Raw genomic sequence first — 22,286 nt, forward strand, 5'->3', positions numbered from 1 at the left:
CACAGGCACCGGGGGGTTCCCTGCGCCGGTCGATGCCTCACACTGGTGTCCCGTGAGTCCCCAACCGATCCCGACCCGCGTCGTGCTGCTCGCGGGCCCCTCCGGCTCCGGCAAGTCCTCCCTCGCCGCCCGCACCGACCTTCCGGTGCTGCGCCTGGACGACTTCTACAAGGAGGGCGACGACCCCACGCTGCCGGTGGTCCCGGGCAGTTCGGACATCGACTGGGACTCCGCCCAGTCCTGGGACGCGGACGCGGCGGTCGCCGCCATCATGGAGCTGTGCCGCACGGGACGTACGAACGTCCCGGTGTACGACATCTCCACCAGCTCCCGGGTCGACCGCGAGGCACTCCACATCGAGCGCACGCCGCTGTTCGTGGCCGAGGGCATCTTCGCGGCGGAGATAGTGGAGCGGTGCCAGGACCTGGGTGTCCTGGCAGACGCCCTGTGCCTGCGCGGCCGCCCTACGACGACGTTCCGCCGCAGGCTGCTGCGGGATCTGCGCGAGGGCCGGAAGTCGGTGCCGTTCCTGCTCCGGCGGGGATGGCGCCTGATGCGGGCGGAACGACGGATCGTGGCGCGCCAGACCGAACTCGGCGCGTATCCCTGCGGGAAGCAGGAGGCGCTGGGACGACTGGCCGCGGCAGCAGCCGGCCGCTGCCGCCGGGCCCCCGCGGCACGCGGGATGGCCTGAGGGCTCCTCGTTTCGGTCCTGCTGGGCTCACAGCGGGAGTTCACGCGTCCCGCAGCCTGAGCACCGGCCCGCCTCCGAGCAGCGCGGCCACCGCCCATCCGGCGAGCACCCCCAGCCCGGTCCACGGGCCGATGGGCAGCGTGTCGCGACCGACGGTGGCCTGGACGGCGAGGCCCGCGGTCATCGGGGCGATCTGCTGCAGATACCGGTGCCGGTCCGGGTCGGTGACCAGTTGTCGCGACGCACCTGCTGATCACTGAGGAGACGGTGAAGACGCACGTCAGCCGAATCCTGGCCGAACTCGCCCTGCGCGACCGGACCCGAGCGGTGGTGGCGGCCTACGAATCAGGCCTGGTCGCCCCCGGCTTCCGCGACTGAGCACGACACCTTGGGTCCGCCCTGCCCCGTGCGGCGATCGAGGGCGCCTCTCGCTCCTTCCGCGCCCGAGGACCGGGTCGCAAGGACGCCGCCTCCCCGAACGCACCTCAGGGCCGGACAGGACCCCCCGGCCCGTCCGACCCTGCTGTGTTCCCCGTGAACCGCCGCTCCCCCCGAAGCGGCAGTCCCCGTTCCCCCGGTTCCCCCCGCTGCCTTCAGGCCACCAGCTCGCCGAAGGACTCCTCCTCGTCACGGCCGAAGCTCAGCACCTCGTCCTCGCGCAGCCGTCGCAACGACCGCCAGATGCTCGACTTCACCGTGCCGACACTGATGTCGAGGATCGACGCGATCTCCGGGTCCGTGCGCCCCTCGTAGTACCGCAGGACCAGCATCGTGCGCTGGACTTCCGGCAGCCGCGCCAGCGCCTGCCAGAGCACGGCGCGCAGTTCCGTACCGCGCATCGCGTCCGTGTCGCCCGCCGTCTCCGGCAGCTCCTCGGTCGGGTATTCGTTCAGCTTGCGCCGACGCCAGGCGCTGATGTGCAGGTTGGTCATGGTGCGGCGCAGATACCCGCCGACCGCCGCCTTGTCGCTGATCCGGTCCCATGCCCGGTACGTCGAGAAGAGGGCGCTCTGCAGCAGGTCCTCGGCCTCGAACCGGTCACCGGTCAGGTGGTAGGCGGTTGCGTACAGGGAGGCACGGCGCTCCTGGACGTAGGCCGTGAACGCCGCTTCGGCGTCCGCGGTCTCCGCCAGGGGCTTCCGCTCCCCCGAGCCCTCCCCGTACGCAGCTCCCCCGTTGGCCCCCGCAGACGCGTCGACCACCGTCATGTACGACGTGTACTGCCGCCCGGCGCCACGAACGCACCCCCGACCCGCGGCGCCGGACTTCTCGGTGCCCCTGCCGACGTCGTGGAGACGCGTGACAACTGCGCTTGAGGTGGTGCTGTGCAGTGCGTTCATCTCGCGCCCCCCGTCGGTGGAGTCCGTCCGTTCCATGTGCCAATGAGCTTGCCCGCGCTGTTTCATGGCGCTGTCCGCCGACTGTCACAGACCTGTCACAGGCCCTCCGACCGGCGTGCCGTCCGAATGAGAGGCCTCCAACGGTCGAACTGAGGCTCTCCCATGGGCCAGAATGACCCCCGTGCCTTTCCTGTTGCTGATCGAGGACGACGACGCCATCCGCACGGCCCTCGAACTCTCGCTGTCACGCCAGGGCCACCGTGTGGCCACCGCGGCTACGGGAGAGGACGGCCTGAAACTGCTGCGCGAGCAGCGGCCGGACCTGGTCGTGCTGGATGTGATGCTGCCCGGCATCGACGGTTTCGAGGTGTGCCGGCGCATCCGGCGCACCGACCAGCTGCCGATCATTCTGCTCACGGCGCGCAGCGACGACATCGACGTCGTCGTCGGACTGGAGTCCGGCGCCGACGACTATGTGGTCAAGCCCGTGCAGGGCCGGGTGCTGGACGCCCGGATCCGTGCGGTGCTGCGCCGCGGCGAGCGCGAGTCCACCGACTCGGCGACGTTCGGCAACGTGGTCATCGACCGTTCCGCGATGACGGTGACCAAGAACGGGGAGGACCTGCAGCTCACGCCGACCGAGCTGCGGCTCCTGCTGGAGCTGAGTCGCAGACCCGGACAGGCCCTGTCGCGGCAGCAGTTGCTGCGGCTGGTGTGGGAGCACGACTACCTCGGTGACTCCCGGCTCGTCGACGCCTGTGTGCAGCGGCTGCGCGCCAAGGTGGAGGACGTACCGTCCTCGCCGACCCTGATCCGTACGGTACGGGGCGTGGGCTACCGGCTGGACTCGCCGCAGTGACCGCTGCTGCCAAGCGCAGCCTGCTCGCCGGTCTTCGCTGGACCAGTCTGCGGCTGCGGCTCGTCGTCGTGTTCGCGCTGGTGGCGCTGACCGCCGCGGTGTCCGCGTCGGGGATCGCGTACTGGCTCAACCGCGAGGCCGTGCTGACGCGTACACAGGACGCGGCGCTCGGGGACTTCCGGCAGGAGATGCAGAACCGGGCGGCGTCGCTGCCGTTGCACCCCACCAAGGACGATCTGCAGAACGCCGCCGTGCAGATGGCGAGCAGCAGTCCCGGCTACAGCGTGTTGCTCGTCGACAAGCGCGACGGCGACAAGCCGATCGTGGGCAACTCCAATCTGGACACCTTCACGCTGGACAACGTGCCGCTCTCGTTGCAGCAGCAGGTCAACAGGAGGCAGCCGTCGGAGGCGGGCAACACGTACCCGTACCACCTGTTCTGGCAGCGCACCTCGATCCGCGGTACGCCGTACCTGGTGGCGGGCACGAGGATCATCGGTGGTGGTCCGACCGGCTACATGCTGAAGTCGCTCGACCAGGAGCGGCAGGATCTCAACTCCCTCGCGTGGTCGCTGGGGATCGCCACCGGACTTGCCCTGGTCGGCTCGGCGCTGCTCGCTCAGGCCGCCGCGACGACGGTGCTGCGGCCGGTCCAGCGGCTCGGTGACGCCGCGCGCAAGCTCGGTGAGGGCAAGCTCGACACCCGGCTCGTGGTCTCCGGCACCGATGAACTCGCCGATCTTTCCCGTACGTTCAACAGAGCCGCGATTTCTCTGGAGAAGAAGGTCGCGGACATGAGCGCGCGGGAGGAGTCCAGCCGCCGGTTCGTCGCCGACATGTCGCACGAACTGCGTACCCCGCTCACCGCGATCACCGCGGTCGCCGAGGTGCTGGAGGACGAGGCCGACAGCCTCGACCCGATGATCGCGCCCGCCGTGCATCTGGTGGTCAGCGAGACCAGGCGGCTGAACGACCTGGTGGAGAACCTGATGGAGGTCACCCGCTTCGACGCGGGGACGGCCCGGCTCGTCCTCGACACCGTCGACGTCGCCGACCAGGTCACCGCCTGCATCGACGCCCGCGCCTGGCTGGACGCGGTGGATCTGGACGCCGAGCGCGGCATGATGGTCCGCCTCGATCCGCGCAGGCTCGATGTGATCCTGGCGAATCTGATCGGCAACGCGCTGAAGCACGGCGGATCGCCGGTACGCGTCGCGGTACGGACCGACGGCGACGAGCTCGTCATCGAGGTGCGCGACCACGGCCCCGGCATCCCGGAGGACGTCCTGCCGCACGTCTTCGACCGCTTCTACAAGGCCAGTGCCTCCCGGCCGCGTTCGGAGGGCAGCGGGCTCGGTCTGTCGATCGCCATGGAGAACGCACACATCCACGGCGGTGACATCACGGCCGCGAACTCACCGGACGGCGACGGCGCGGTGTTCGTGCTGCGTCTGCCGCGCGATGCGGAGGAGCTCACCCCCACCGCGCGGGACGAAGGAGCCGAGGCCCGGGACGAGAAGGGGGACGCGACGTGAGGCGCAACAACCGTGGAACGCGCCGGGCGCGCCGCGCGGCCGGAGCACTGGCCGGCGTCGTCGTCTGCGCCGTGCTGGTCGCCGGATGCGGGATCAGGACCACTTCGGTACCGGTCGACGCCGGAGCCGCGCCGTCCCGGGTGCCGTGCTCGATGTCCGCGGAGGACGTCAGCACGCAGGCGATGCAGGGGATCCCGGTGCAGATCTATCTGATCTGTGCCTCGCAGCTGGTCACGGTGGACCGTTCGGTGCAGATCCACGAGGCGAAGTCCGACCGGATCCGGGTCGCGCAGGCGCTCCTCGACGAGCTTCAGGAGGAGCCGGCCTCCGATGAGCGGCAGGCGGGCTTCTCCACGGACGTACCGGCGACCCTGCAGATCAGCGGGGCCCGCGGGGCCGATCCGGCGGCCGTGCTGCGGCTCAGCGAGCAGCCCGAGGACCTGCCGTCGGAGGCTCTGGCACAGATCGTGTGCACGTACGCGGAGAGCGAGTCGCTGGCCTCGGACGGCACGGTGCTGCTCGGGGGGCCCGGGAATTACCCGCCGCGCGCCTATCTGTGCACCTCGGAGACGAAGGCCCGGCCGGAGGCCGTGCCGACGCTCGGTGCGGCCAAGCTGTCCTGAGGACCGGACCCGAGCTGATGTGTGGTCTTCGAGTCATCCTGGGACGCGGCGGAACCGATCCTGCCGGTAGCCGCGTCTTGGGGGGCGTGCGTCAAGGTTCGGGCGGCCAAGCCGTCATCCGCTTCCGCGCGGTCGGGGTGTTTCTCCTCCTCGCGCATCTGCTGCTTGTCGGGTGGCTGACTCTGCGCCCGCTGGACGTGCCGTGGATGACGGCCGCCAACCTTCGGCCCTTCGCCGGTATAAGGACGGACCTGTCCCTCGGCCCGGCCGAGGCAGCACATCGGATCGGTGAGGGATTGCTGCTGCTGGCGCCGCTGGGGGTGCTGCTGCCCATGGCCGGGGGACGACTCCATGTCTCCCCGTGGGCCTCCCTGGCCCGTACCGTCGCCGCCGGGTCGCTGATCTCGTTGACGATCGAGCTGGCACAGACCGGGGTGCCGGGTCAGGTCGTCGATGTCGACTCGCTGCTGCTGAACACCGTGGGCGTGGGGCTCGCCCATCTGCTGGTCGTACCGGTGTGCCGGAAGCGGCTGCGTCGTCGCGGGCAGGACCGGGTACGACTGGTTCCCCGCCCCAGGGACGAGATGCCTCAGGGGTCGACCCCGACGATTTCCAGGGTCGGTATCGCACCGTAGAGCGACGCTTTGCCCCTGTTCGCCGGGCCACCATGGATACACGGGGAGCACGACGGAGCTGCTCCTCGGCAACGGTTCGCGAAGGAGCCCACCATGGCCGCACTTGCCCGCCCCCGTGACGGACGCATGATCGGCGGAGTGTGCGCAGCGCTGGCACGGCGCTTCGGCACGTCCGCGGGGACCATGCGCGTGATCTTCCTCGTCTCGTGTCTGCTGCCCGGCCCGCAGTTCCTGCTCTATCTGGCGCTGTGGCTGCTGCTGCCGGCCGAGAAGGCGTCGGCGGCCACCACCGCCTGGTAGCCCCGGGACATACGTGAGTGGGGCGGACACCCGGTCCGGGTGTCCGCCCCACTCACGTCGTACGAGGGTCAGCCGCCGAGCGGAAGACCGTTGGTCGACAGACCGCTGGTGGTCACGCCACCGGCGGGCAGCCCGCCGAGCAGGCCCTTGGCCGGGGCGGTGGCGTCGTCGAGGATCTTGGTCTGGCCACTGCCGAGCAGCTTCGCGGCCGTGTCCTGGACCGGCAGGGACTGCGTGGCGGTCCCCAGTGCGGAGCCGGCGATCGGCAGAGCGGCGGTCGGCAGGGCGGACGTCGCGGCGTCGAGGGGAAGCGCGGCGGCGGAGGCCGTACCGGCGGCGGCCGCGGCGAAAGCGGCACCGAGAGCGGCGACACCGAGAGTCCTGGCAGCAGACTGCTTCATGTGAAATTCATCCTTGGGGAAGGGGATGCGAGCGGCTCTGCAAACTAGCCAGCGCACTACCGGTCCCGCAAACATGGCGGACGTGGCAAACGGCCGGGATCCGATCTTCCCGGCCGTTTGTCACGGAAGCGTGATTCAGCCCGCGGAAGCGGAAGATGCGCTGGTCGCAGCGGTCTGCTCGAAAAGCCACTCCGACTTCAGCTCGGCATATCCAGGCTTGATCACGTCATTGATCATCGCCAGACGTTCATCGAAAGGAATGAATGCTGATTTCATCGCATTGACTGTGAACCACTGAATGTCGTCGAGCGTGTATCCGAAAGTCTCGGTCAGCCGCTCGAATTCCTGGCTCATGGTCGTACCGCTCATCAGCCGATTGTCCGTGTTCACGGTGGCCCGGAAGTGGAGCCTGCGCAAAAGCCCGATCGGGTGCTCGGCGTACGAGGTGGCGGCACCGGTCTGGAGGTTGGAGGTCGGGCACATCTCCAGCGGGATGCGCTTGTCCCGGACGTACGAGGCGAGACGGCCGAGCGTGACACTGCCGTCCTCGGCGACCTCGATGTCGTCGATGATGCGGACGCCGTGGCCGAGCCGGTCGGCGCCGCACCACTGGAGCGCCTGCCAGATCGACGGCAGCCCGAAGGCCTCGCCCGCGTGGATGGTGAAGTGGTTGTTCTCGCGCTTGAGGAACTCGAAGGCGTCGAGGTGACGGGTGGGCGGGTAGCCCGCCTCGGCACCCGCGATGTCGAAGCCGACGACGCCCAGATCCCGGTAGCGGTTGGCGAGTTCGGCGATCTCCAGGGCGCGGGCGGCGTGCCGCATGGCGGTGAGGAGGGCACCCACCCGGATCCGGTTGCCGTCCAGCCTGGCCCGGCGCTCACCCTCGCGGAAGCCCTCGTTGACCGCCTCGACGACCTCTTCGAGGGTCAGCCCGGCTTCCAGGTGCTGTTCGGGGGCGTACCGCACCTCCGCGTACACGACACCGTCCGCGGCGAGGTCCTCGGCGCACTCCGCGGCCACCCGGACCAGAGCCTCGCGGGTCTGCATGACGGCGCAGGTGTGGGCGAACGTCTCCAGGTAGCGCTCCAGCGAGCCGGAGTCGGCCGCCTCGCGGAACCAGATGCCGAGCTTGTCCGCCTCGGTCTCGGGAAGGGCTTCGTAGCCCGCGTCACGGGCCAGGTCGATGATCGTGCCGGGACGCAGACCACCGTCGAGGTGGTCGTGGAGCAGCACCTTGGGGGCGCGCCGGATCTGGTCGGGGCCGGGCACATGGAGGGTCGGGCTCATCATCTGGGCACTCTAACGCCTACGCGCGTAGAGCACCGACCGCCGATACGTAACAGTGACCGCGAATACGGGTGGAGTACACCTGTCCTTCTGACACTGTTCTGTCATGGCACAGCGCGCACTCCCCCTGCCTGCTGCGAGGCTGGGACGGGCCGTGAAGACGGCCGGAGCACAACCTGCGGTCAGCGGCGTGGTCCTGCTGCTCCCGGACGGCGAGGCCGACTCGCACCGCCGCCCTTCCCCTCTGTCGTACGCGCTCCAGCTGCCGCTCGCCCGCACCCTGGCCCGCGCCGGCCAGGACGACGGGCTGGCCGCGCATGTCGTGCACTACCGCTGCCGCGGCTGGAACGCCACGGACGCGCAGCTCGCGGCGGACGCCGAGTGGGCGGTGGAGGAGGTCGTACGACGGTACGGCGACATCCCCGTCTGCCTGGCCGGGCACGGCATGGGCGGCCGTGCGGCGCTGCGCGCGGGCGGCCATCCGGCGGTCAACTCGGTGCTGGCGATGGCGCCTTGGCTGCCCGATGACCCGTCGGTGGAGCAGGAGCCGGTGAAGCATCTGCTGGGCCGTCAGGTGCTGCTCGTCCACGGCACGAACGACGCGCGCTCCGACCCGGAGTTGTCGTTCCGCCTGGCCCAGCGCGCCAAGAAGGCCAACCGGGACACCTGCCGCTTCGAGGTCCACTCGGACGGCCACGCCCTGCGCCAGCACCGCGCCGAAGTGGTGGCGCTGGCGGTGGACTTCGTACGGGGATCGCTGTTCGGGCGGAACTACGCCCGCCCGGTCGCCGACGCCCTGGCGGCGCCCCCACCGCTGGGGCTGCGGATGCCGCTGGCCGCTGGGTTCGGGCGGTCGTTGAAGTAGGGCGCGCGGGACGCCCCGGACACCCGGAATGCGCCGCATGACTTCGCACGCACTGCCGCCCGTCAGTCGGGCAGCAGATGCCCCCGCCGCGACAGCAGGAACTGTTTGAACGCCGCCACCGGGGGTGTGTCCGGGTGGCCGTCCAGCCAGGCCACGCCGATCTCGCGGGCCGCACGCGGGGCCGTGACCGTCAGTTCGACGACGCCCGGGCGGGCCACTGCGGGCGGCGGCAGCAGGGCCACGCCGAGGCCGGCGGCCACCAGGCCGCGCAGGGTCTCCGCCTCCTCGCCCTCGAACGCCACCCGGGGTGTGAAGCCCGCCTCCGCGCACAGGTCGTCGGTGATCCGCCGCAGGCCGTACCCCGGCTCCAGGGTCACGAACGCCTCGTCGGCCGCCTCGGCAAGGCGGATGCGCCTGCGGGAGGCGAGCCGGTGATCGTCGGGGACGACCAGGCGCAGCCGCTGCTCGTCGAGACGGCGGGCCACCAGGTCGGGGGCGTCCGGGACGGGCGAGGTGAGGCAGAGGTCCAGGCCGCCGGCGCGGAGCCGCTCGATCATCGCCTCGCCGTAGTTCTGGACGAGTTGGAAGCGCACGCGAGGGTGGTCGGCGCGGAAGGCCCGGATCAGCGCGGGAACGGTCTCCGAGCCCATCGTGTGGAGGAACCCGAAGGCCACCTTGCCCGCGGCCGGATCGGCGTCGGCCCGTACCGAGTCCGCGGCCCGCTCCACCTCGGCGAGGGCCCGCTCGGCGGAGCCCAGGAAGGTGCGGCCCGCCGGGGTGAGGGAGACGGTACGGCCCTTGCGGGCGAACAGGGCGACGCCCAGGTCCTGTTCCAGCCTGACCATTGCCCGCGACAGCGTGGACTGCGGGACGCCGAGCTCGTGCGCGGCGCGGGTGACGTGCTCGTGGCGCGCCACCGCCTCGAAGTAAGCGAGCCGCGGCGCGAGGACCGCGCGAATGTCTTCTTCGTAACTACTCGGTGACAGCCGAGGCTGTGAGCTGTGTTCATGCACCATGGGATTGATTATCGCCAGTTCGTGCATTGGACGCATGAATCAGAGCGATCTACTTTCGAGGTATGTCTCCTGCCAGTACCAAGGCGTCCACCCTCACGCTGGACGCCTCAGCACCGTCATCAGCCGTCGTCCCCGCTGCCGCCGCCGTTCCGGACCGGCTGGAGCCCGGTGGCCCCGGCTACCGCCGGATGAGCCTGGCGCTCTTCGCCGCCGGTGTCGCGACGTTCGCACTCCTCTACTCCACCCAGGCGCTGCTGCCCGCCGTCTCCGCCGGCTTCGGCGCCACGGCCGGCCAGGCCAGCTGGACGGTCTCCGCGGCGACGGGTGCGCTGGCGCTGTGTGTGCTGCCGATGAGTGCACTGTCCGAGCGGTTCGGACGGCGGCAGCTGATGACCGCGTCGCTGACGGTCGCCGTACTGGTGGGCCTGCTCGTGCCGTTCGCCCCCTCGCTCGGCTGGCTGATCGCCCTGCGCGCCGTCCAGGGCGCGGCCCTGGCCGGGCTGCCCGCCTCCGCGATGGCGTACCTGGCCGAGGAGGTACGGCCGAAGGCGCTGGTGGCCGCGATCGGACTGTTCGTGGCGGGCAACAGCATCGGCGGCATGAGCGGCCGCATCCTCACCGGCTGGATCGCCCAGCTGTGGGGCTGGCGGGCGGCGCTCGGCGCGGTCGGGCTGCTCGCCGTGGCCTGCGCGGTCGTCTTCCACTTCATGATCCCGAGGGCCCGCAACTTCACGCCCGGCACGCTGAACCCGAAGGCCCTGGCCAAGACGGTGGGCGAACACCTCGCCGATCCGCTGCTGCGCAGGCTGTACGCGATCGGCGCCCTGTTCATGACGGTGTTCGGCGCGGTCTACACGGTGATCGGCTACCGGCTGATCGGCGAACCGTTCAATCTCCCGCAGGGCGTCATCGGTTCGATCTTCCTGGTCTACCTCGTCGGTACGGTGTCGTCGGCCGCCGCCGGCCGGCTCGTAGCCAGGCTCGGCCGCCGGGGCGCCCTCTACCTGGCCGTCTCCACCACGACCGCCGGTCTGCTGCTCTCGCTCGCCGACCAGCTGGCCGCCGTACTCCTCGGTCTGGTCCTGATCACGGCGGGCTTCTTCGCCGGGCACGCGGTCGCCTCGTCGTCCGTGAGCCGGACCGCGACGAAGGGCCGGGCGCAGGCGTCGGCGCTCTACCAGTCCGCGTACTACCTGGGCTCGAGCGCGGGCGGCACGCTCGGCGCGATCGCCTTCCACGCCGGTGGCTGGGCGGCCACGGTGTCGATGGGACTGCTCGCGGTCCTCGGCGTCGTCTCGATCACGCTGTACGGGTCGCGGGTCGCCCGCGCCGAGCGACGCCGGCTCGTACCGGTGGCGTCCGTACAGAACTGAGACATAGGGCGCACAACCATCCACTCCCCGACGCGCGTCTAGCAGGCGGAACCACCGCACTGCGCGCGAAGGGGAGTTGGCGTACATGCGAGTCGTAGGGAACATACGGGGAGTCCGGATGCGGCGCGCGGTGGCGCTGTCCGTCGCCGGACTGATGGCAGCACCGGCGCTCGTGCTCGGATCGGGCGCCTCCGCTCAGGCCGCATCCTGCACCACGTCCACCGGGCCGTACCAGAAGCAGGTCGAGAAATACCTGCACCGGACGGTCGACGGCAAGCAGTCGGCGGCCGACTGCAAGGCGATCCAGTCGTTCCAGCGCACCTACGGGATCACCCCGGACATCGGGTACGCGGGACCGATCACCTGGCGGACGATGCAGACGCTGACCGCCCAGAAGGCGGCCGGCAAGAACCCCAACAAGGCCGGGAAGTGCCCCACCAACAAGGGGCGCATCGCGTGTGTGGACCTGACCCGGCAGCTGAGCTGGATCCAGGACGGTGCCAAGCTCAAGTACGGTCCGGTGCCGATCCGCAGCGGGCGGAACGGATACGAGACCCGCACCGGGGCGAAGAAGGTCTACCTGCGGCACATCAAGCACTGGTCGACGCTGTACCACGTGTGGATGCCGTACTCGCAGTTCTTCGACGGCGGGCAGGCGTTCCACTCGGTCGGTCTGAAGATGTGGAACCCGCCGGGGTCCCACGGCTGCGTCAACATGCGGGACGCGGACGCCAAGGCGTACTGGAATCTGCTGAAGAACGGCGACGACGTCTACGTCTACGGGCGCAAGCCCGGAACGTGACCGGAACGCGAGCGGCTTCGGTACTTCCCACCCCCGTTGTCAGTGGCCTCCTGTAGCTTCCGAAGTGCCGGGTGAGCAGTGACACAACGCAACAGGGGTGGAGCGATGAGTGATCTGACGGCAGCGACGGACATCGACAGCCGTCTGGAAGGACACCGGGCCGAGTTGACCGGTTACTGCTACCGGATGCTCGGCTCGGCCTTCGAGGCGGAGGACGCCGTACAGGACACGATGGTGCGCGCCTGGCGCAACTTCGAGAAGTTCGAAGGCCGTTCCTCGCTGCGCTCCTGGCTGTACAGGATCGCCACCAACGTCTGCCTGGACATGCTGAAGGCGGGGAAGAAGCGGGCCCGCCCGGTCGATCTGACGGGCCCGACACCGCTCGCTCAGGCCGCGCTCACCCCGCTGCCGGAGAACACCTGGCTGGAGCCGATGCCGGACGGGCGGATCCTGCCGTCGGTGGCCGATCCGGCGGAGGCCGCGGTGGCACGGGAGTCGGTGCGCCTCGCGTTCGTCGCCGCGCTGCAGCACCTGCCGCCCAAACAGCGGGCCGTACTGATCCTGCGCGAGGTGCTCGCCTGGAAGGCGAGCGAGGTCGCCGAGCTGCTCGACACCTCGGTCGCCTCGGTCAACAGCGCCCTGCAGCGCGCCAGGGCGACCCTCGGCGAGAACGAGGGACGGGCCACCGACACCGCGGACCCGCTCGACGAGGAGCAGCGCAAGCTCCTCGAGCGGTACGTCGCGGCGTTCGAGGGCTACGACATGGCTGCGCTGACCGCGCTGCTCCATGAGGACGCCGTGATGACGATGCCGCCGTTCGACCTCTGGCTCCAGGGGCACGACGACATCACCGGCTTCATGGTCTCCCTCGGCGCGAGCTGCGAGGGCTCCCGCCTGGTGGCGACCACGGCGAACGGCACTCCGGCGTTCGCCCACTACAAGCCGAATCCGGACGGTCCGGGCTTCGTGCCGTGGGCGGTGCAGGTCATCGAGATCTCGGACGGTGCGATCGCCGGACTGCACTGTTTCCTGGACACACCCCGCTGGTTCCCGCTCTTCGGTCTGCCGGATCACCTGGAAGGCGATGCGGTGTGAGACGACGACCGCGGCTGCGGCACGCGCTGGTGGCGGGCTGGGCGGTGCCGGCGCTCGGCGGCTGGGGGGCCACGCAGTGGCTGGGTGAGCCCGTCGCCACCGAGGGACCCGGCCGGCACCCGGCATCCGGCGTCGGACCGGTGCCTCGGCCGGAGCGCGGGTCCGACGACGCCTGCGACGGCGGAGCGACCACGACAGCGACGCCGACGCCGCAGCCCACGGCCCCGGCAGCCCCGCTGCTGGTCGTCTGCGTACGGTCGGGCCGACCCCGGAGAGCGGGGGCCGGCGCCTCAGCCCTGCTCCCTCAGGTTCACGGCATCGGCCAGCCCCACCATGTGCAGCAGGTTCCGTAGTTCGGGCGGCACGTTACGCAGTCGCAGCCGTCCGCGGCCCGCCCGGCGCGTGACGAGCCCCAGTCGCGCGATCGCCTCGACCAGGATCAGATCCACCTGTACGACCCCGCCCACGTCGCAGTCCACCCCGACGTCCGGGTCGCGGGCCCTGCCCTCCGGGTCGTACAGCAGGGATTCCAGCTCGGCGCAGAGCGCCGGCACGTCGGGCCTGGTGACGCGACCGGCGATGACCAGAGCCTTCGGGGTCTTGGGATCCACACGAAGGAGACCGCCGCAGCCGCCGGAACTCATCGCAGCGCGACGCGGCTCCTCGACCGACCATGCCGAACGGGACCGGCGGCAGTCCACCGGTCCTGTTCACCCGTACGAGTGAGCCGCAGGTCAGGCGATACGTTCCCGCACCACGGGGGTGGCGGTGAAGTCCGTGCCGGCCGGGGCGATGTCGAACGACCCGGGCAGGGCCTTCAGCGCGTACTCGAACTTCTCCGGGGTGTCCGTGTGCAGCGTCAGGAGCCGCTGGCCCTTGGTCACCGTGTCGCCCGGCTTGGCGTGCATTTCGATGCCCGCGCCCGCCTGCACCGGGTCCTCCTTGCGGGCCCGGCCCGCGCCGAGGCGCCAGGCGGCGACGCCGATGTCGTACGCGTCGAGACGGGTCAGTACGCCGGAGGTGTGAGCCGCCACCACGTGCTGCTCGCGGGCGACCGGGAGCGTGGCATCCGGGTCGCCGCCCTGGGCGGAGATCATCCGGCGCCAGACGTCCATCGCGGAGCCGTCGGCCAGGGCCTTCTCCGGGTCGGCGTCCTTGAGTCCGGCCGCGTCGAGCATCTCGCGGGCCAGGGCGAGAGTGAGGTCGATGACGTCCTTGGGTCCGCCGCCGGCCAGGACCTCGACCGACTCGCGGACCTCCAGGGCGTTGCCCGCGGTCAGGCCGAGCGGGGTGGCCATGTCGGTGAGGAGCGCGACCGTCCGTACGCCGCTGTCGGTACCCAGCGCGACCATGGTGGAGGCCAGTTCACGGGCGTCCTCGATGGTCTTCATGAAGGCGCCGGAGCCGACCTTGACGTCCAGGACCAGCGCGCCGGTGCCCTCGGCGATCTTCTTGGACATGATCGAGCTGGCGATCAGCGGGATGGCCTCGACGGTGCCGGTGACATCACGGAGCGCGTACAACTTCTTGTCGGCGGGGGCCAGACCGTCACCGGCGGCGCAGATCACGGCGCCGGTGGTGTCCAGGACGTCGAGCATCTCCGCGTTCGAGAGGTGGGCGCGCCAGCCGGGGATGGACTCCAGCTTGTCGAGGGTGCCACCGGTGTGGCCGAGACCGCGGCCGCTGAGCTGCGGCACGGCGGCTCCGCAGGCCGCGACCAGCGGAGCGAGCGGCAGGGTGATCTTGTCGCCGACGCCGCCGGTGGAGTGCTTGTCGGTGGTGGGTCGGGAGAGCGAGTCGAAGTTCATCCGCTCGCCGGAGGCGATCATGGCAGCGGTCCAGCGGGCGATCTCCGTACGGTTCATACCGTTCAGCAGGATCGCCATGGCCAGTGCGGACATCTGCTCGTCGGCGACCTCGCCGCGGGTGTAGGCGTCGATGACCCAGTCGATCTGCTCGGGGGTCAGCTCGCCCCGGTCGCGCTTGGTGCGGATGACGGAGATGGCGTCCATGTCCTGGGAGTCCTTCCGGCCGGTACGTACGCAGGAGTCCCGAATGACTCTACGCGCATAGAGGGTGGATGACGGTGTGGCCCTCCCAACGGACGGGAGGGCCACAGCAGTTCTACTTCAGATGGTCCGGGCCGAAGGCCTGGGGCAGCATCTCGTCGAGCGTGCGGAGTCCGTCCGGGGTCTCCAGGACGAGCTCCGGTCCGCCGAACTCGTACAGCAGCTGCCGGCACCTGCCGCACGGGACCAGGATCGCGCCCGTCCCGTCGACACAGGTGAAGTGGGTCAGACGGCCGCCGCCGGTGGCGTTGAGCATCGAGACCAGGCCGCACTCCGCGCACAGGCTCAGACCGTACGAGGCGTTCTCGACGTTGCAGCCCACCACGGTGCGGCCGTCGTCGACGCGTGCTGCGACGCCTACCGGGTAGCCCGAGTAGGGGGCGTACGCCCGGGACATGGCGTCCCGGGCGGCGACACGCAGGGCGTCCCAGTCGACGTCGGCGGCCGCGGTCACTTGCCCTGGCCCTTCCGGTACCGCATGCCGTCCGCCTTCGGCATCCGCAGCCGCTGCGCGGAGAGCGAGAGGACGAGCAGCGTGACGATGTACGGGGTGGCGCTCACGAACTCGGTGGGCACCGTGTCCGTGGCGAGGTACCACACCAGCACGGCTGCGGCGATGACAGCGCTGACCACGCCCTGCACGAAGCTCTTGCGGTACAGCTTCCAGGCGGCGAGCACGGCCAGCACGACGAACAGCAGGAGCAGCAGCGCGTGGACGGACTCGCCGCCGTTGCGCAGCTGGAGCGCGTCGGCGAAGCCGAACAGGCCCGCGCCCATGGCGAGTCCGCCGGGCCGCCAGTTACCGAAGATCATCGCGGCGAGACCGATGTATCCGCGTCCGCCGGTCTGGCCCTCGTTGTAGATGTGCGAGGTCACCAGGGAGAGGAAGGCACCGCCGAGTCCGGCCATGCCGCCCGAGATGATCACAGCGATGTACTTGTAGCGGTAGACGTTCACGCCGAGCGACTCGGCGGCGACCGGGTTCTCACCGCAGGAGCGCAGCCGCAGCCCGAACGAGGTCTTCCACATGACGAAGAAGGTCACGACGAAGAGGATCGCGGCCAGGATCGTCAGCAGCGAGACATTGGTGATCAGACCGCCGACGACACCGGCCACGTCGGAGACGAAGAACCAGTGGTGTTTCTCGATCGAGTGCAGCCATTCCGACAGGCCGGGGATCGTCACCGAGGTGATGTCGTCGGCCGGCGGTGACTGCTTCGGGCTGCCACCCTTGGCCGCCGCGTCACCGGTGTTGAACCAGAGCTTGGCGAAGTAGGTGGTGAACCCGAGCGCCAGGATGTTGATGGCGATACCGGAGATGATGTGATCGACGCCGAAGGTTACGGTCGCGACGGCGTGCAGCAGCCCGCCGAGCATGCCGCCGATGACACCGGCCAGCACGCCGAGCCAGGGGCTGGTCTGCCAGCCGGCCCAGGCGCCGAAGAAGGTGCCGAGAATCATCATGCCCTCGAGGCCGATGTTGACCACACCGGCCCGCTCGGCCCACAGGCCGCCGAGACCGGCGAGCCCGATCGGCACGGCCATCGCGAGCGCCGCGCTGATCTGCCCGGCGGAGGTGACGTCCTGGGCGCCGGTGATGGCGCGTACCGCGGACAGCGCGAGCAGCGCGCCCGCGACGATCAGCAGGACGACAGGGAAGGAGAGGCGGGTGCGGCCGCTGCCACCGGAGACCTTGGGGGCCGCGGGCGGCGGGGTGGAAGTCGCCGTGGCGGTCACGCCGACACCTCCTGCTGGTCGGAGTTACGGGCGGCCTGTGCGGCGAGTTCCGCGCCGACCTTGCTCTGCTGGCGCTTGAGTCCGTAGCGGCGGACGACTTCGTACGCGATGACGACGCACAGGACGATGACGCCCTGGATGACGCCGACGATCTCCTTGTCGTACCCCTCGAACTCGAGCTTTCCGGTGCCGCGCTCCAGGAAGCCCCAGAGCAGCGCGCCGAGCGCGATGCCGACGGGGTGGTTGCGGCCGAGGAGGGCGATGGCGATGCCGGTGAAGCCGATACCGATGGGGAAGTCGCCGCTGTACTCGTAGCTGTCGTTGAGCAGCGTCGGCATGCCGATGAGGCCGGCCACCGCGCCGGAGATCAGCATCGACGTGACGATCATCTTCTTGACGTCGACACCACTGGCCTCGGCCGCGGAGCCGGACTGGCCGACGGTACGCAGGTCGAAGCCGAACCGGGTGCGCGAGAGCGTGAACCAGTAGGCGATGCCCGCGACGACCGCGACCACGATGAAGCCCCACACGGGCGTCGGGGTGGTCGGGAACTCGAAGAAGTGCGAGGACTCCGGGAGCGGTTTGGTGGAGATCTTCGTGCCGGCCTCGTCGAGGTGACCGAGGCGGCCCTGCTGGAGCAGGTAGCCGATGACGGCGGTGGCGATGGCGTTCAGCATGATCGTCGAGACGACCTCGCTGACACCTCGGGTGACCTTGAGGACACCGGCGATCCCGGCCCACATCGCGCCGACGATCATCGCGGTGAGGATGATCAGCGGGATCTGGAGGGCGCCCGGCAGGGTCAGCGCGCCACCGACGGCGGCGGCGAAGAAGGCGGCGAGGCGGTACTGGCCGTCGACGCCGATGTTGAAGAGGTTCATCCGGAAGCCGACGGCCACCGCGAGACCTGCGAGGTAGTACGTCGTCGCCTTGTTGAGGATGTAGACCTGGCTGTCCGACTTCACCCCGTAGTCGAACATGATGCCGAACGCGCTGAACGGTTCCTTGCCGGTGGCGGCCAGCACGAGAGCGGTCACCAGGAACGCGACCACGATCGCGAGTACGGGGGCCGCGATCGCCAGGAGCAGCCGCTCCTTGTCGAACTTCTTCATCGGTCCTCTCCCCCGTCCCGGGGGTCGGTGTCGGCGGAGTCCGGACCGGACTCCGCATCCGTACCGGACTCGGCCGGCGCTTCGAGATGGCCGCTGGCCGCTCCCGTCATCGCCGAGCCGAGCTCTTCCGGGGTGATGGTCGCCGGGTCGGCGTCCGCGACCAGCCGGCCGCGGTACATGACGCGCAGGGTGTCGGAGAGCCCGATCAGCTCGTCCAGGTCGGCGGAGATCAGCAGCACCGCCAGACCCTCGTGACGCGCCTCGCGGATCTGGTCCCAGATCTGCGCCTGCGCGCCGACGTCCACGCCCCGGGTGGGGTGCGCGGCGATCAGCAGCTTCGGGGAGTGGCTCATCTCGCGGCCGACGATCAGCTTCTGCTGGTTGCCGCCGGAGAGCGAGGCCGCGGTGACCTCGATGCCGGGGGTGCGGACGTCGTACTCGCGCACGATCCGCTCGGTGTCCGCGCGGGCGGCCTTGAGGTCGAGGAACGCGCCCTTGCTGTTGGGCCGCTCGGTGACATGACCGAGGATGCGGTTCTCCCAGAGCGGGGCCTCCAGCAGCAGTCCGTGCCGGTGGCGGTCCTCGGGGATGACGGCCATGCCGCCCTCGCGGCGCTTGCGCGTCGGGGTACGGGAGATGTCGGCGCCGTCCAGGGTGAGCACCCCGTCGTCCAGGGAGCGCATCCCCATGATGGCGTCGACCAGTTCGGACTGGCCGTTGCCCTCGACGCCCGCGATGCCGAGGACCTCGCCCTTGTGGATGGTGAAGGTGATGCCGTCGAGCACGGCACGCACCACCCCGTCGGGGTCGGTGGCGGTCAGCCGCAGGTCGTCGACGGTGAGCATGGGAGTCTCGGTGACGGTCGACTCGCGGGTCTCCGGCGACGGCAGCTCGCTGCCGACCATCAGCTCGGCGAGCTGCTTGGTCGTGGTGTTCGCCGGGTCGGCGGTGCCGACCGTCGTGCCGCGCCGGATCACCGTGATCTCGTCGGCGACGGAGAGGACCTCGCCGAGCTTGTGCGAGATGAAGATGACGGTCAGGCCCTCGGCCTTGAGCTCGCGCAGGTTGTCGAAGAGCGCGTCGACCTCCTGGGGCACGAGGACCGCGGTCGGCTCGTCGAGGATCAGCGTGCGGGCACCGCGGTAGAGGACCTTGAGGATCTCCACGCGCTGACGGTCGGCGACGCCGAGGTCCTCGACCATGGCGTCCGGGCGGACGCCGAGGCCGTACGCGTCGGAGATCTCCTTGATCCTGGCACGGGCCCGGTCGCCGATCCCGAACAGCTTCTCGGAGCCGAGGACGACGTTCTCCAGGACGGTCAGGTAGTCGGCGAGCATGAAGTGCTGGTGCACCATGCCGATGCCGCGTGCGATGGCGTCGCCGGGGTTGTGGAACGAGACCTGCTCGCCGTCCACCGCGATGGTGCCCTCGTCCGGCTTCTGCATGCCGTACAGGATCTTCATCAGAGTGGACTTGCCGGCGCCGTTCTCGCCGACAAGAGCGTGGACGGTGCCGCGGCGCACGGTGATGTCGATGTCGTGGTTGGCCACGACCCCGGGGAACCGCTTGGTGATGCCGCGGAGCTCCACGGCATGGGGACTGCTGGACGCGTTGATGACGCACTCTCCTTGGCAGGAGCGGAGGGCGGAGGCGGTGGGGGCGAAAAAAGGTACCGCGCCCGGCGGACGCTACGCGCGTAGCGCCACCGAATCGTTGACCACCCGATAGCAGGTGGCGGACGGTGTGCGCACGACTACGGAGGCGTTCCGCCGAAGGCCGTACGCGAAATCGGGGCCCGGGCGAGCAACCGAAGCAGCTCCCCCCGGGCCCCGATCGACGGGACGGATCAGGTCGTGGTCTTGACCGTGATCGTGCCGTCGACGATCTTCTTCTTCGCCTCGTCGAGCTTGGCCTGGATGTCCGTGAGGTGGTCACCCGTGGTGGTCAGCGAGACGCCGCCCTTGGCCAGGGAGTACGTCTGGACGCCGGTCAGCGGCTTACCGTCCTTGACGGACTTGATCAGGTCGTAGACACCGGCGTCGACGTTCTTGACGACCGAGGTCAGGATCGTGTCCTTGTACTTCGCCAGCGCCGGGTCCAGGGCCTGGTCGGAGTCGACACCGATGGACCAGGCACCCTTCTGGCCCGCGACGGCCTCGATCGAACCGGCACCGGAACCGCCCGCGGCGGCGAAGATGACGTCCGCGCCCTTGTCGAGCATGCCCTTGGCGGCGGCCTCACCCTTGTCGGGGCTACCGAAGCCGGACAGGTCCGAACCGGTGGACAGGTACTGGATCTGCACCTTGGCCTTCGGGTTCGTGTCCAGGACACCCTGCTGGAAGCCCGCGGCGAACTTCTTGATCAGCGGAAGGTCCACACCGCCGATGAAGCCGACCTGGCCGTCCTTCGACTTCAGCGCCGCCGCGACACCGGCGAGGTACGAGCCCTGCTCCTCGGTGAAGACGATGGAGGCGACGTTCTTGGCGTCGGAGACCGAGTCGACCAGACCGAAGTTGACCTTCGGGTACTTCGGGGCGATCTTGTCGACCGCGTCCTTGTACGCGAAGCCGATCGCGATGACCGGGTTGTAGCCGCCCTCGGCGAGCGACTGCAGGCGCTGCTCGCGGTCGGCCGGAGTCTCACCGTTCTTGGCGGTGAGCTCCTTCGTCTGGGCCTTGAACTCGGCCTTGGCCTTGTCCAGGCCGCGGGCGGCGGAGTCGTTGAACGAGTTGTCGCCACGGCCGCCCACGTCGTAGGCCATGCCGATCTTCATCTGGCCCTTGTCGGAGCTGGTGCTCTCGTCGGACGACTCGCCACACGCGGTGGCGGTGAGCGCGAGAGCCGCAGTGACAGCACACGCAGCGGTGATCTTGGATACCCGGCGCAAGGGAAGGCTCCTTCAAACCTGACCGAAGCGCCTCTTCCGGCGCTGGTTTCGCCGCGATCGTAACGCGCGTAGATGTCAGATAAAGCCCTGTACGGAAGCCGTTATCGGATCGTCGCGAACCGGCGGTGACCTGTCCGGTTACGAACGGTTGCCATCGAGCAAAGCTGCGGCGGTGAACAGCTCCACGCCAACGGTGATCGCCTCCTCGTCCGCATCGAAGTCTCCGCGGTGCAGGTCGAGGCGCCGGGTGTCCCCGGGCGTACGCACTCCGAGCCGTGCCATGGCCCCCGGAACGTGCTCCAGATACCAGGAGAAGTCCTCCCCGCCGAGGCTCTGCTCGGTGTCCTCGATCGCATACGATCCGCGGCGCCCGGCCATGGCGGCGGCCAGCAGCTCTGTCGTCCCCGGGTCGTTCACGACGGGTGGGACCCCACGGACATAGTTGATCACGGACTTGGCCCGATGCATTCCGGCCACCTCGTCGATGGCGGCATGGACCAGGTCCGGCGCCTCCCGCCACGCCGCCAGATCCAGGCAGCGGACCGTCCCGGACAGTTCGGCGTGCTGCGGGATCACATTGCACGTGTGCCCGGCCACCAGCCGCCCCCAGGTGACCGCGAGCCCCCAGCGGGCGTCGACCCGGCGGGCGAGCAGCGCGGGCACCTCGGTGGCCACCTTCGCGGCGGCGGTGACCAGGTCGGTGGTCAGATGCGGACGGGCGGTGTGACCGCCGGGTCCGTCCAGGGTGACCTCGAGCCGGTCGCAGGCCGAGGTGATCGGCCCGGCCCGCAGCCCGATCCTGCCCACGTCGACCCTCGGGTCGCAGTGCACCCCGATGATCCGCCCGACGCCTTCCAGCACCCCCGCCTCGATCGCATCGGCCGCCCCGCCGGGCAGCACCTCCTCGGCCGGCTGGAAGATCAGCCGCACGGGGTGCGGCAGCAGCCCCTGCCGGTCGAGCTCGGCGAGGACGAGCCCGGCGCCGAGGACGGTGGTGGTGTGGATGTCGTGCCCACAGGCGTGCGCCCGGTCGGGGACGGTGGACCGGTAGGGGACGCCGGCCTTGGTGTCCGGGATGGGCAGGGCGTCGATGTCCGCGCGGAGGGCGAGCATGGGCCGCGGATCGCCCGCCCGCCGGTCATCGCCCTCGTCCGAGCTCCGTGCCCCTCCTGATGTGCCGATGTCGCAGATCAGCCCGGTGCCGGTGGAGAGCACCCGGGGTTCGAGCCCGGCCTTCTCCAACCGGGCCTTGATGGCCGCGGTGGTACGGAACTCCTGGTTGCCGAGCTCGGGGTGCATGTGCAGATCACGCCGGAAGGCGATCAGCTCGGCCCGCAGGGGTTCGGGCAGCGTGCCGGGCAGGGCGGCGTCCTCGGGCGGCTCGGGATCGGACTCGCGGGACATCAAGTGGTTCACCTGTTGAAGGGTAGGCCCCTTGCCCCCTCAACTGACCACAGATCAACAAAAGTTCAGCCGCATAGAGGAACAAAATACGGCGCCGGAGCGTGTGCCGTGAGATGGAGGTGGGTAAACTCACCCGTTTTCCCCCGAAGGCGTACGCCGCGGCCCGCCGGTCGGTCCGGACTCCACACGGCTTACGCTGCGTCGCCGGCCCGCTCGGTTCGAGTGCGTCGTACAAAGGAGCGGTCCCGGGGC

General features: G+C 70.0%; 23 protein-coding genes and 1 pseudogene. 11 read left to right on the top strand and 13 right to left on the bottom strand.

The window, feature by feature from the left end:
* Positions 1–52: 52 nt before the first annotated feature.
* Complete coding sequence (locus OG963_RS19105; RefSeq protein ID WP_093773417.1) at positions 53–694, top strand: uridine kinase; 642 nt, start codon at positions 53–55, stop codon at positions 692–694.
* A 40-nt stretch (positions 695–734) separates the two neighbouring features.
* Here the strand turns inward: OG963_RS19105 and OG963_RS19110 are convergent, their stop codons facing one another.
* Positions 735–878: a hypothetical protein gene (locus tag OG963_RS19110; protein ID WP_176902149.1), complete on the bottom strand. Its 144-nt coding sequence runs from the start codon at positions 876–878 to the stop codon at positions 735–737.
* A 71-nt stretch (positions 879–949) separates the two neighbouring features.
* Here OG963_RS19110 and OG963_RS19115 point away from each other — a divergent pair.
* Positions 950–1,072 (top strand): annotated as a pseudogene (locus tag OG963_RS19115) (DNA-binding response regulator); the annotation flags it as partial.
* Positions 1,073–1,287: 215 nt separating this feature from the next.
* Here the strand turns inward: OG963_RS19115 and OG963_RS19120 are convergent.
* Positions 1,288–2,034 (bottom strand): SigE family RNA polymerase sigma factor, encoded by a 747-nt coding sequence (locus OG963_RS19120; protein WP_030914645.1) that lies wholly within the window; start codon positions 2,032–2,034, stop codon positions 1,288–1,290.
* A 181-nt stretch (positions 2,035–2,215) separates the two neighbouring features.
* Between OG963_RS19120 and afsQ1 the strand changes: the two genes are divergently transcribed.
* From afsQ1 to OG963_RS19145, 5 genes are all read left to right on the top strand, one after another.
* Positions 2,216–2,893, top strand: a complete 678-nt coding sequence (gene afsQ1 / locus OG963_RS19125; protein WP_176902165.1) for a two-component system response regulator AfsQ1 — start codon at positions 2,216–2,218, stop codon at positions 2,891–2,893.
* Positions 2,890–4,428, top strand: a complete 1,539-nt coding sequence (locus OG963_RS19130; protein WP_093773076.1) for a HAMP domain-containing sensor histidine kinase — start codon at positions 2,890–2,892, stop codon at positions 4,426–4,428. Before afsQ1 ends, OG963_RS19130 begins: the two co-directional genes overlap by 4 nt.
* Positions 4,425–5,051 carry a hypothetical protein gene (locus OG963_RS19135; protein ID WP_371799271.1) on the top strand — a complete coding sequence of 209 codons (627 nt, stop codon included), beginning with the start codon at positions 4,425–4,427 and terminating at the stop codon, positions 5,049–5,051. Before OG963_RS19130 ends, OG963_RS19135 begins: the two co-directional genes overlap by 4 nt.
* Positions 5,052–5,137: 86 nt before the next feature.
* Positions 5,138–5,686: a VanZ family protein gene (locus OG963_RS19140; RefSeq protein ID WP_256223854.1), complete on the top strand. Its 549-nt coding sequence runs from the start codon at positions 5,138–5,140 to the stop codon at positions 5,684–5,686.
* 93 nt (positions 5,687–5,779) lie between these two features.
* Positions 5,780–5,986, top strand: coding sequence for a PspC domain-containing protein (locus OG963_RS19145; RefSeq protein WP_030914632.1), 207 nt, complete (start codon positions 5,780–5,782; stop codon positions 5,984–5,986).
* Between the two features lie 68 nt (positions 5,987–6,054).
* Here OG963_RS19145 and OG963_RS19150 read toward each other — a convergent pair whose 3' ends face one another.
* Entirely contained in the window at positions 6,055–6,387 is a 333-nt protein-coding gene (locus OG963_RS19150; protein ID WP_030914629.1) for a hypothetical protein, read from the bottom strand.
* A 135-nt stretch (positions 6,388–6,522) separates the two neighbouring features.
* The gene (locus OG963_RS19155) at positions 6,523–7,677 is read right to left on the bottom strand and encodes an adenosine deaminase (protein WP_093773082.1); all 1,155 of its coding nucleotides are present in this window, start codon (positions 7,675–7,677) and stop codon (positions 6,523–6,525) included.
* Between the two features lie 103 nt (positions 7,678–7,780).
* On the opposite strand from OG963_RS19155, the gene OG963_RS19160 reads away from it, so the two are divergent.
* Positions 7,781–8,539 (top strand): alpha/beta hydrolase, encoded by a 759-nt coding sequence (locus OG963_RS19160; protein ID WP_256223855.1) that lies wholly within the window; start codon positions 7,781–7,783, stop codon positions 8,537–8,539.
* 62 nt (positions 8,540–8,601) lie between these two features.
* Here the strand turns inward: OG963_RS19160 and OG963_RS19165 are convergent, their stop codons facing one another.
* Positions 8,602–9,555, bottom strand: coding sequence for a LysR family transcriptional regulator (locus tag OG963_RS19165; RefSeq protein WP_093773086.1), 954 nt, complete (start codon positions 9,553–9,555; stop codon positions 8,602–8,604).
* Between the two features lie 62 nt (positions 9,556–9,617).
* On the opposite strand from OG963_RS19165, the gene OG963_RS19170 reads away from it, so the two are divergent.
* The 3 genes from OG963_RS19170 to OG963_RS19180 all read left to right on the top strand — a co-directional run bounded on the left by OG963_RS19170 (position 9,618) and on the right by OG963_RS19180 (position 12,825).
* Positions 9,618–10,928: an MFS transporter gene (locus OG963_RS19170; protein ID WP_371799272.1), complete on the top strand. Its 1,311-nt coding sequence runs from the start codon at positions 9,618–9,620 to the stop codon at positions 10,926–10,928.
* A gap of 118 nt (positions 10,929–11,046) precedes the next feature.
* Complete coding sequence (locus OG963_RS19175) at positions 11,047–11,730, top strand: L,D-transpeptidase (protein WP_093773090.1); 684 nt, start codon at positions 11,047–11,049, stop codon at positions 11,728–11,730.
* 105 nt (positions 11,731–11,835) lie between these two features.
* On the top strand, positions 11,836–12,825 hold the full coding sequence (locus OG963_RS19180) for a sigma-70 family RNA polymerase sigma factor (protein WP_093773092.1): 990 nt from the start codon (positions 11,836–11,838) through the stop codon (positions 12,823–12,825).
* Between the two features lie 290 nt (positions 12,826–13,115).
* Here OG963_RS19180 and OG963_RS19185 read toward each other — a convergent pair whose 3' ends face one another.
* The 8 genes from OG963_RS19185 to OG963_RS19220 all read right to left on the bottom strand — a co-directional run bounded on the left by OG963_RS19185 (position 13,116) and on the right by OG963_RS19220 (position 22,034).
* Positions 13,116–13,469: an STAS domain-containing protein gene (locus OG963_RS19185; protein WP_371799273.1), complete on the bottom strand. Its 354-nt coding sequence runs from the start codon at positions 13,467–13,469 to the stop codon at positions 13,116–13,118.
* A gap of 90 nt (positions 13,470–13,559) precedes the next feature.
* Positions 13,560–14,837, bottom strand: coding sequence for a thymidine phosphorylase (locus tag OG963_RS19190; protein ID WP_030914606.1), 1,278 nt, complete (start codon positions 14,835–14,837; stop codon positions 13,560–13,562).
* A 112-nt stretch (positions 14,838–14,949) separates the two neighbouring features.
* On the bottom strand, positions 14,950–15,348 hold the full coding sequence (locus OG963_RS19195; protein ID WP_327126483.1) for a cytidine deaminase: 399 nt from the start codon (positions 15,346–15,348) through the stop codon (positions 14,950–14,952).
* Entirely contained in the window at positions 15,345–16,631 is a 1,287-nt protein-coding gene (locus OG963_RS19200; RefSeq protein WP_030914602.1) for an ABC transporter permease, read from the bottom strand. Before OG963_RS19200 ends, OG963_RS19195 begins: the two co-directional genes overlap by 4 nt.
* The gene (locus OG963_RS19205; RefSeq protein WP_371799274.1) at positions 16,628–17,743 is read right to left on the bottom strand and encodes an ABC transporter permease; all 1,116 of its coding nucleotides are present in this window, start codon (positions 17,741–17,743) and stop codon (positions 16,628–16,630) included. The genes OG963_RS19200 and OG963_RS19205 overlap by 4 nt, the downstream gene beginning before the upstream one ends.
* Positions 17,740–19,332 (bottom strand): ABC transporter ATP-binding protein, encoded by a 1,593-nt coding sequence (locus tag OG963_RS19210; RefSeq protein WP_030914594.1) that lies wholly within the window; start codon positions 19,330–19,332, stop codon positions 17,740–17,742. Before OG963_RS19210 ends, OG963_RS19205 begins: the two co-directional genes overlap by 4 nt.
* A gap of 257 nt (positions 19,333–19,589) precedes the next feature.
* On the bottom strand, positions 19,590–20,630 hold the full coding sequence (locus OG963_RS19215; RefSeq protein WP_030914591.1) for a BMP family protein: 1,041 nt from the start codon (positions 20,628–20,630) through the stop codon (positions 19,590–19,592).
* Between the two features lie 138 nt (positions 20,631–20,768).
* On the bottom strand, positions 20,769–22,034 hold the full coding sequence (locus OG963_RS19220) for an amidohydrolase (RefSeq protein WP_093773096.1): 1,266 nt from the start codon (positions 22,032–22,034) through the stop codon (positions 20,769–20,771).
* Between the last annotated feature and the right edge of the window lie 252 nt (positions 22,035–22,286).

It is taken from the genome of Streptomyces sp. NBC_01707 (genome assembly GCF_041438805.1).
Classification (GTDB): domain Bacteria; phylum Actinomycetota; class Actinomycetes; order Streptomycetales; family Streptomycetaceae; genus Streptomyces.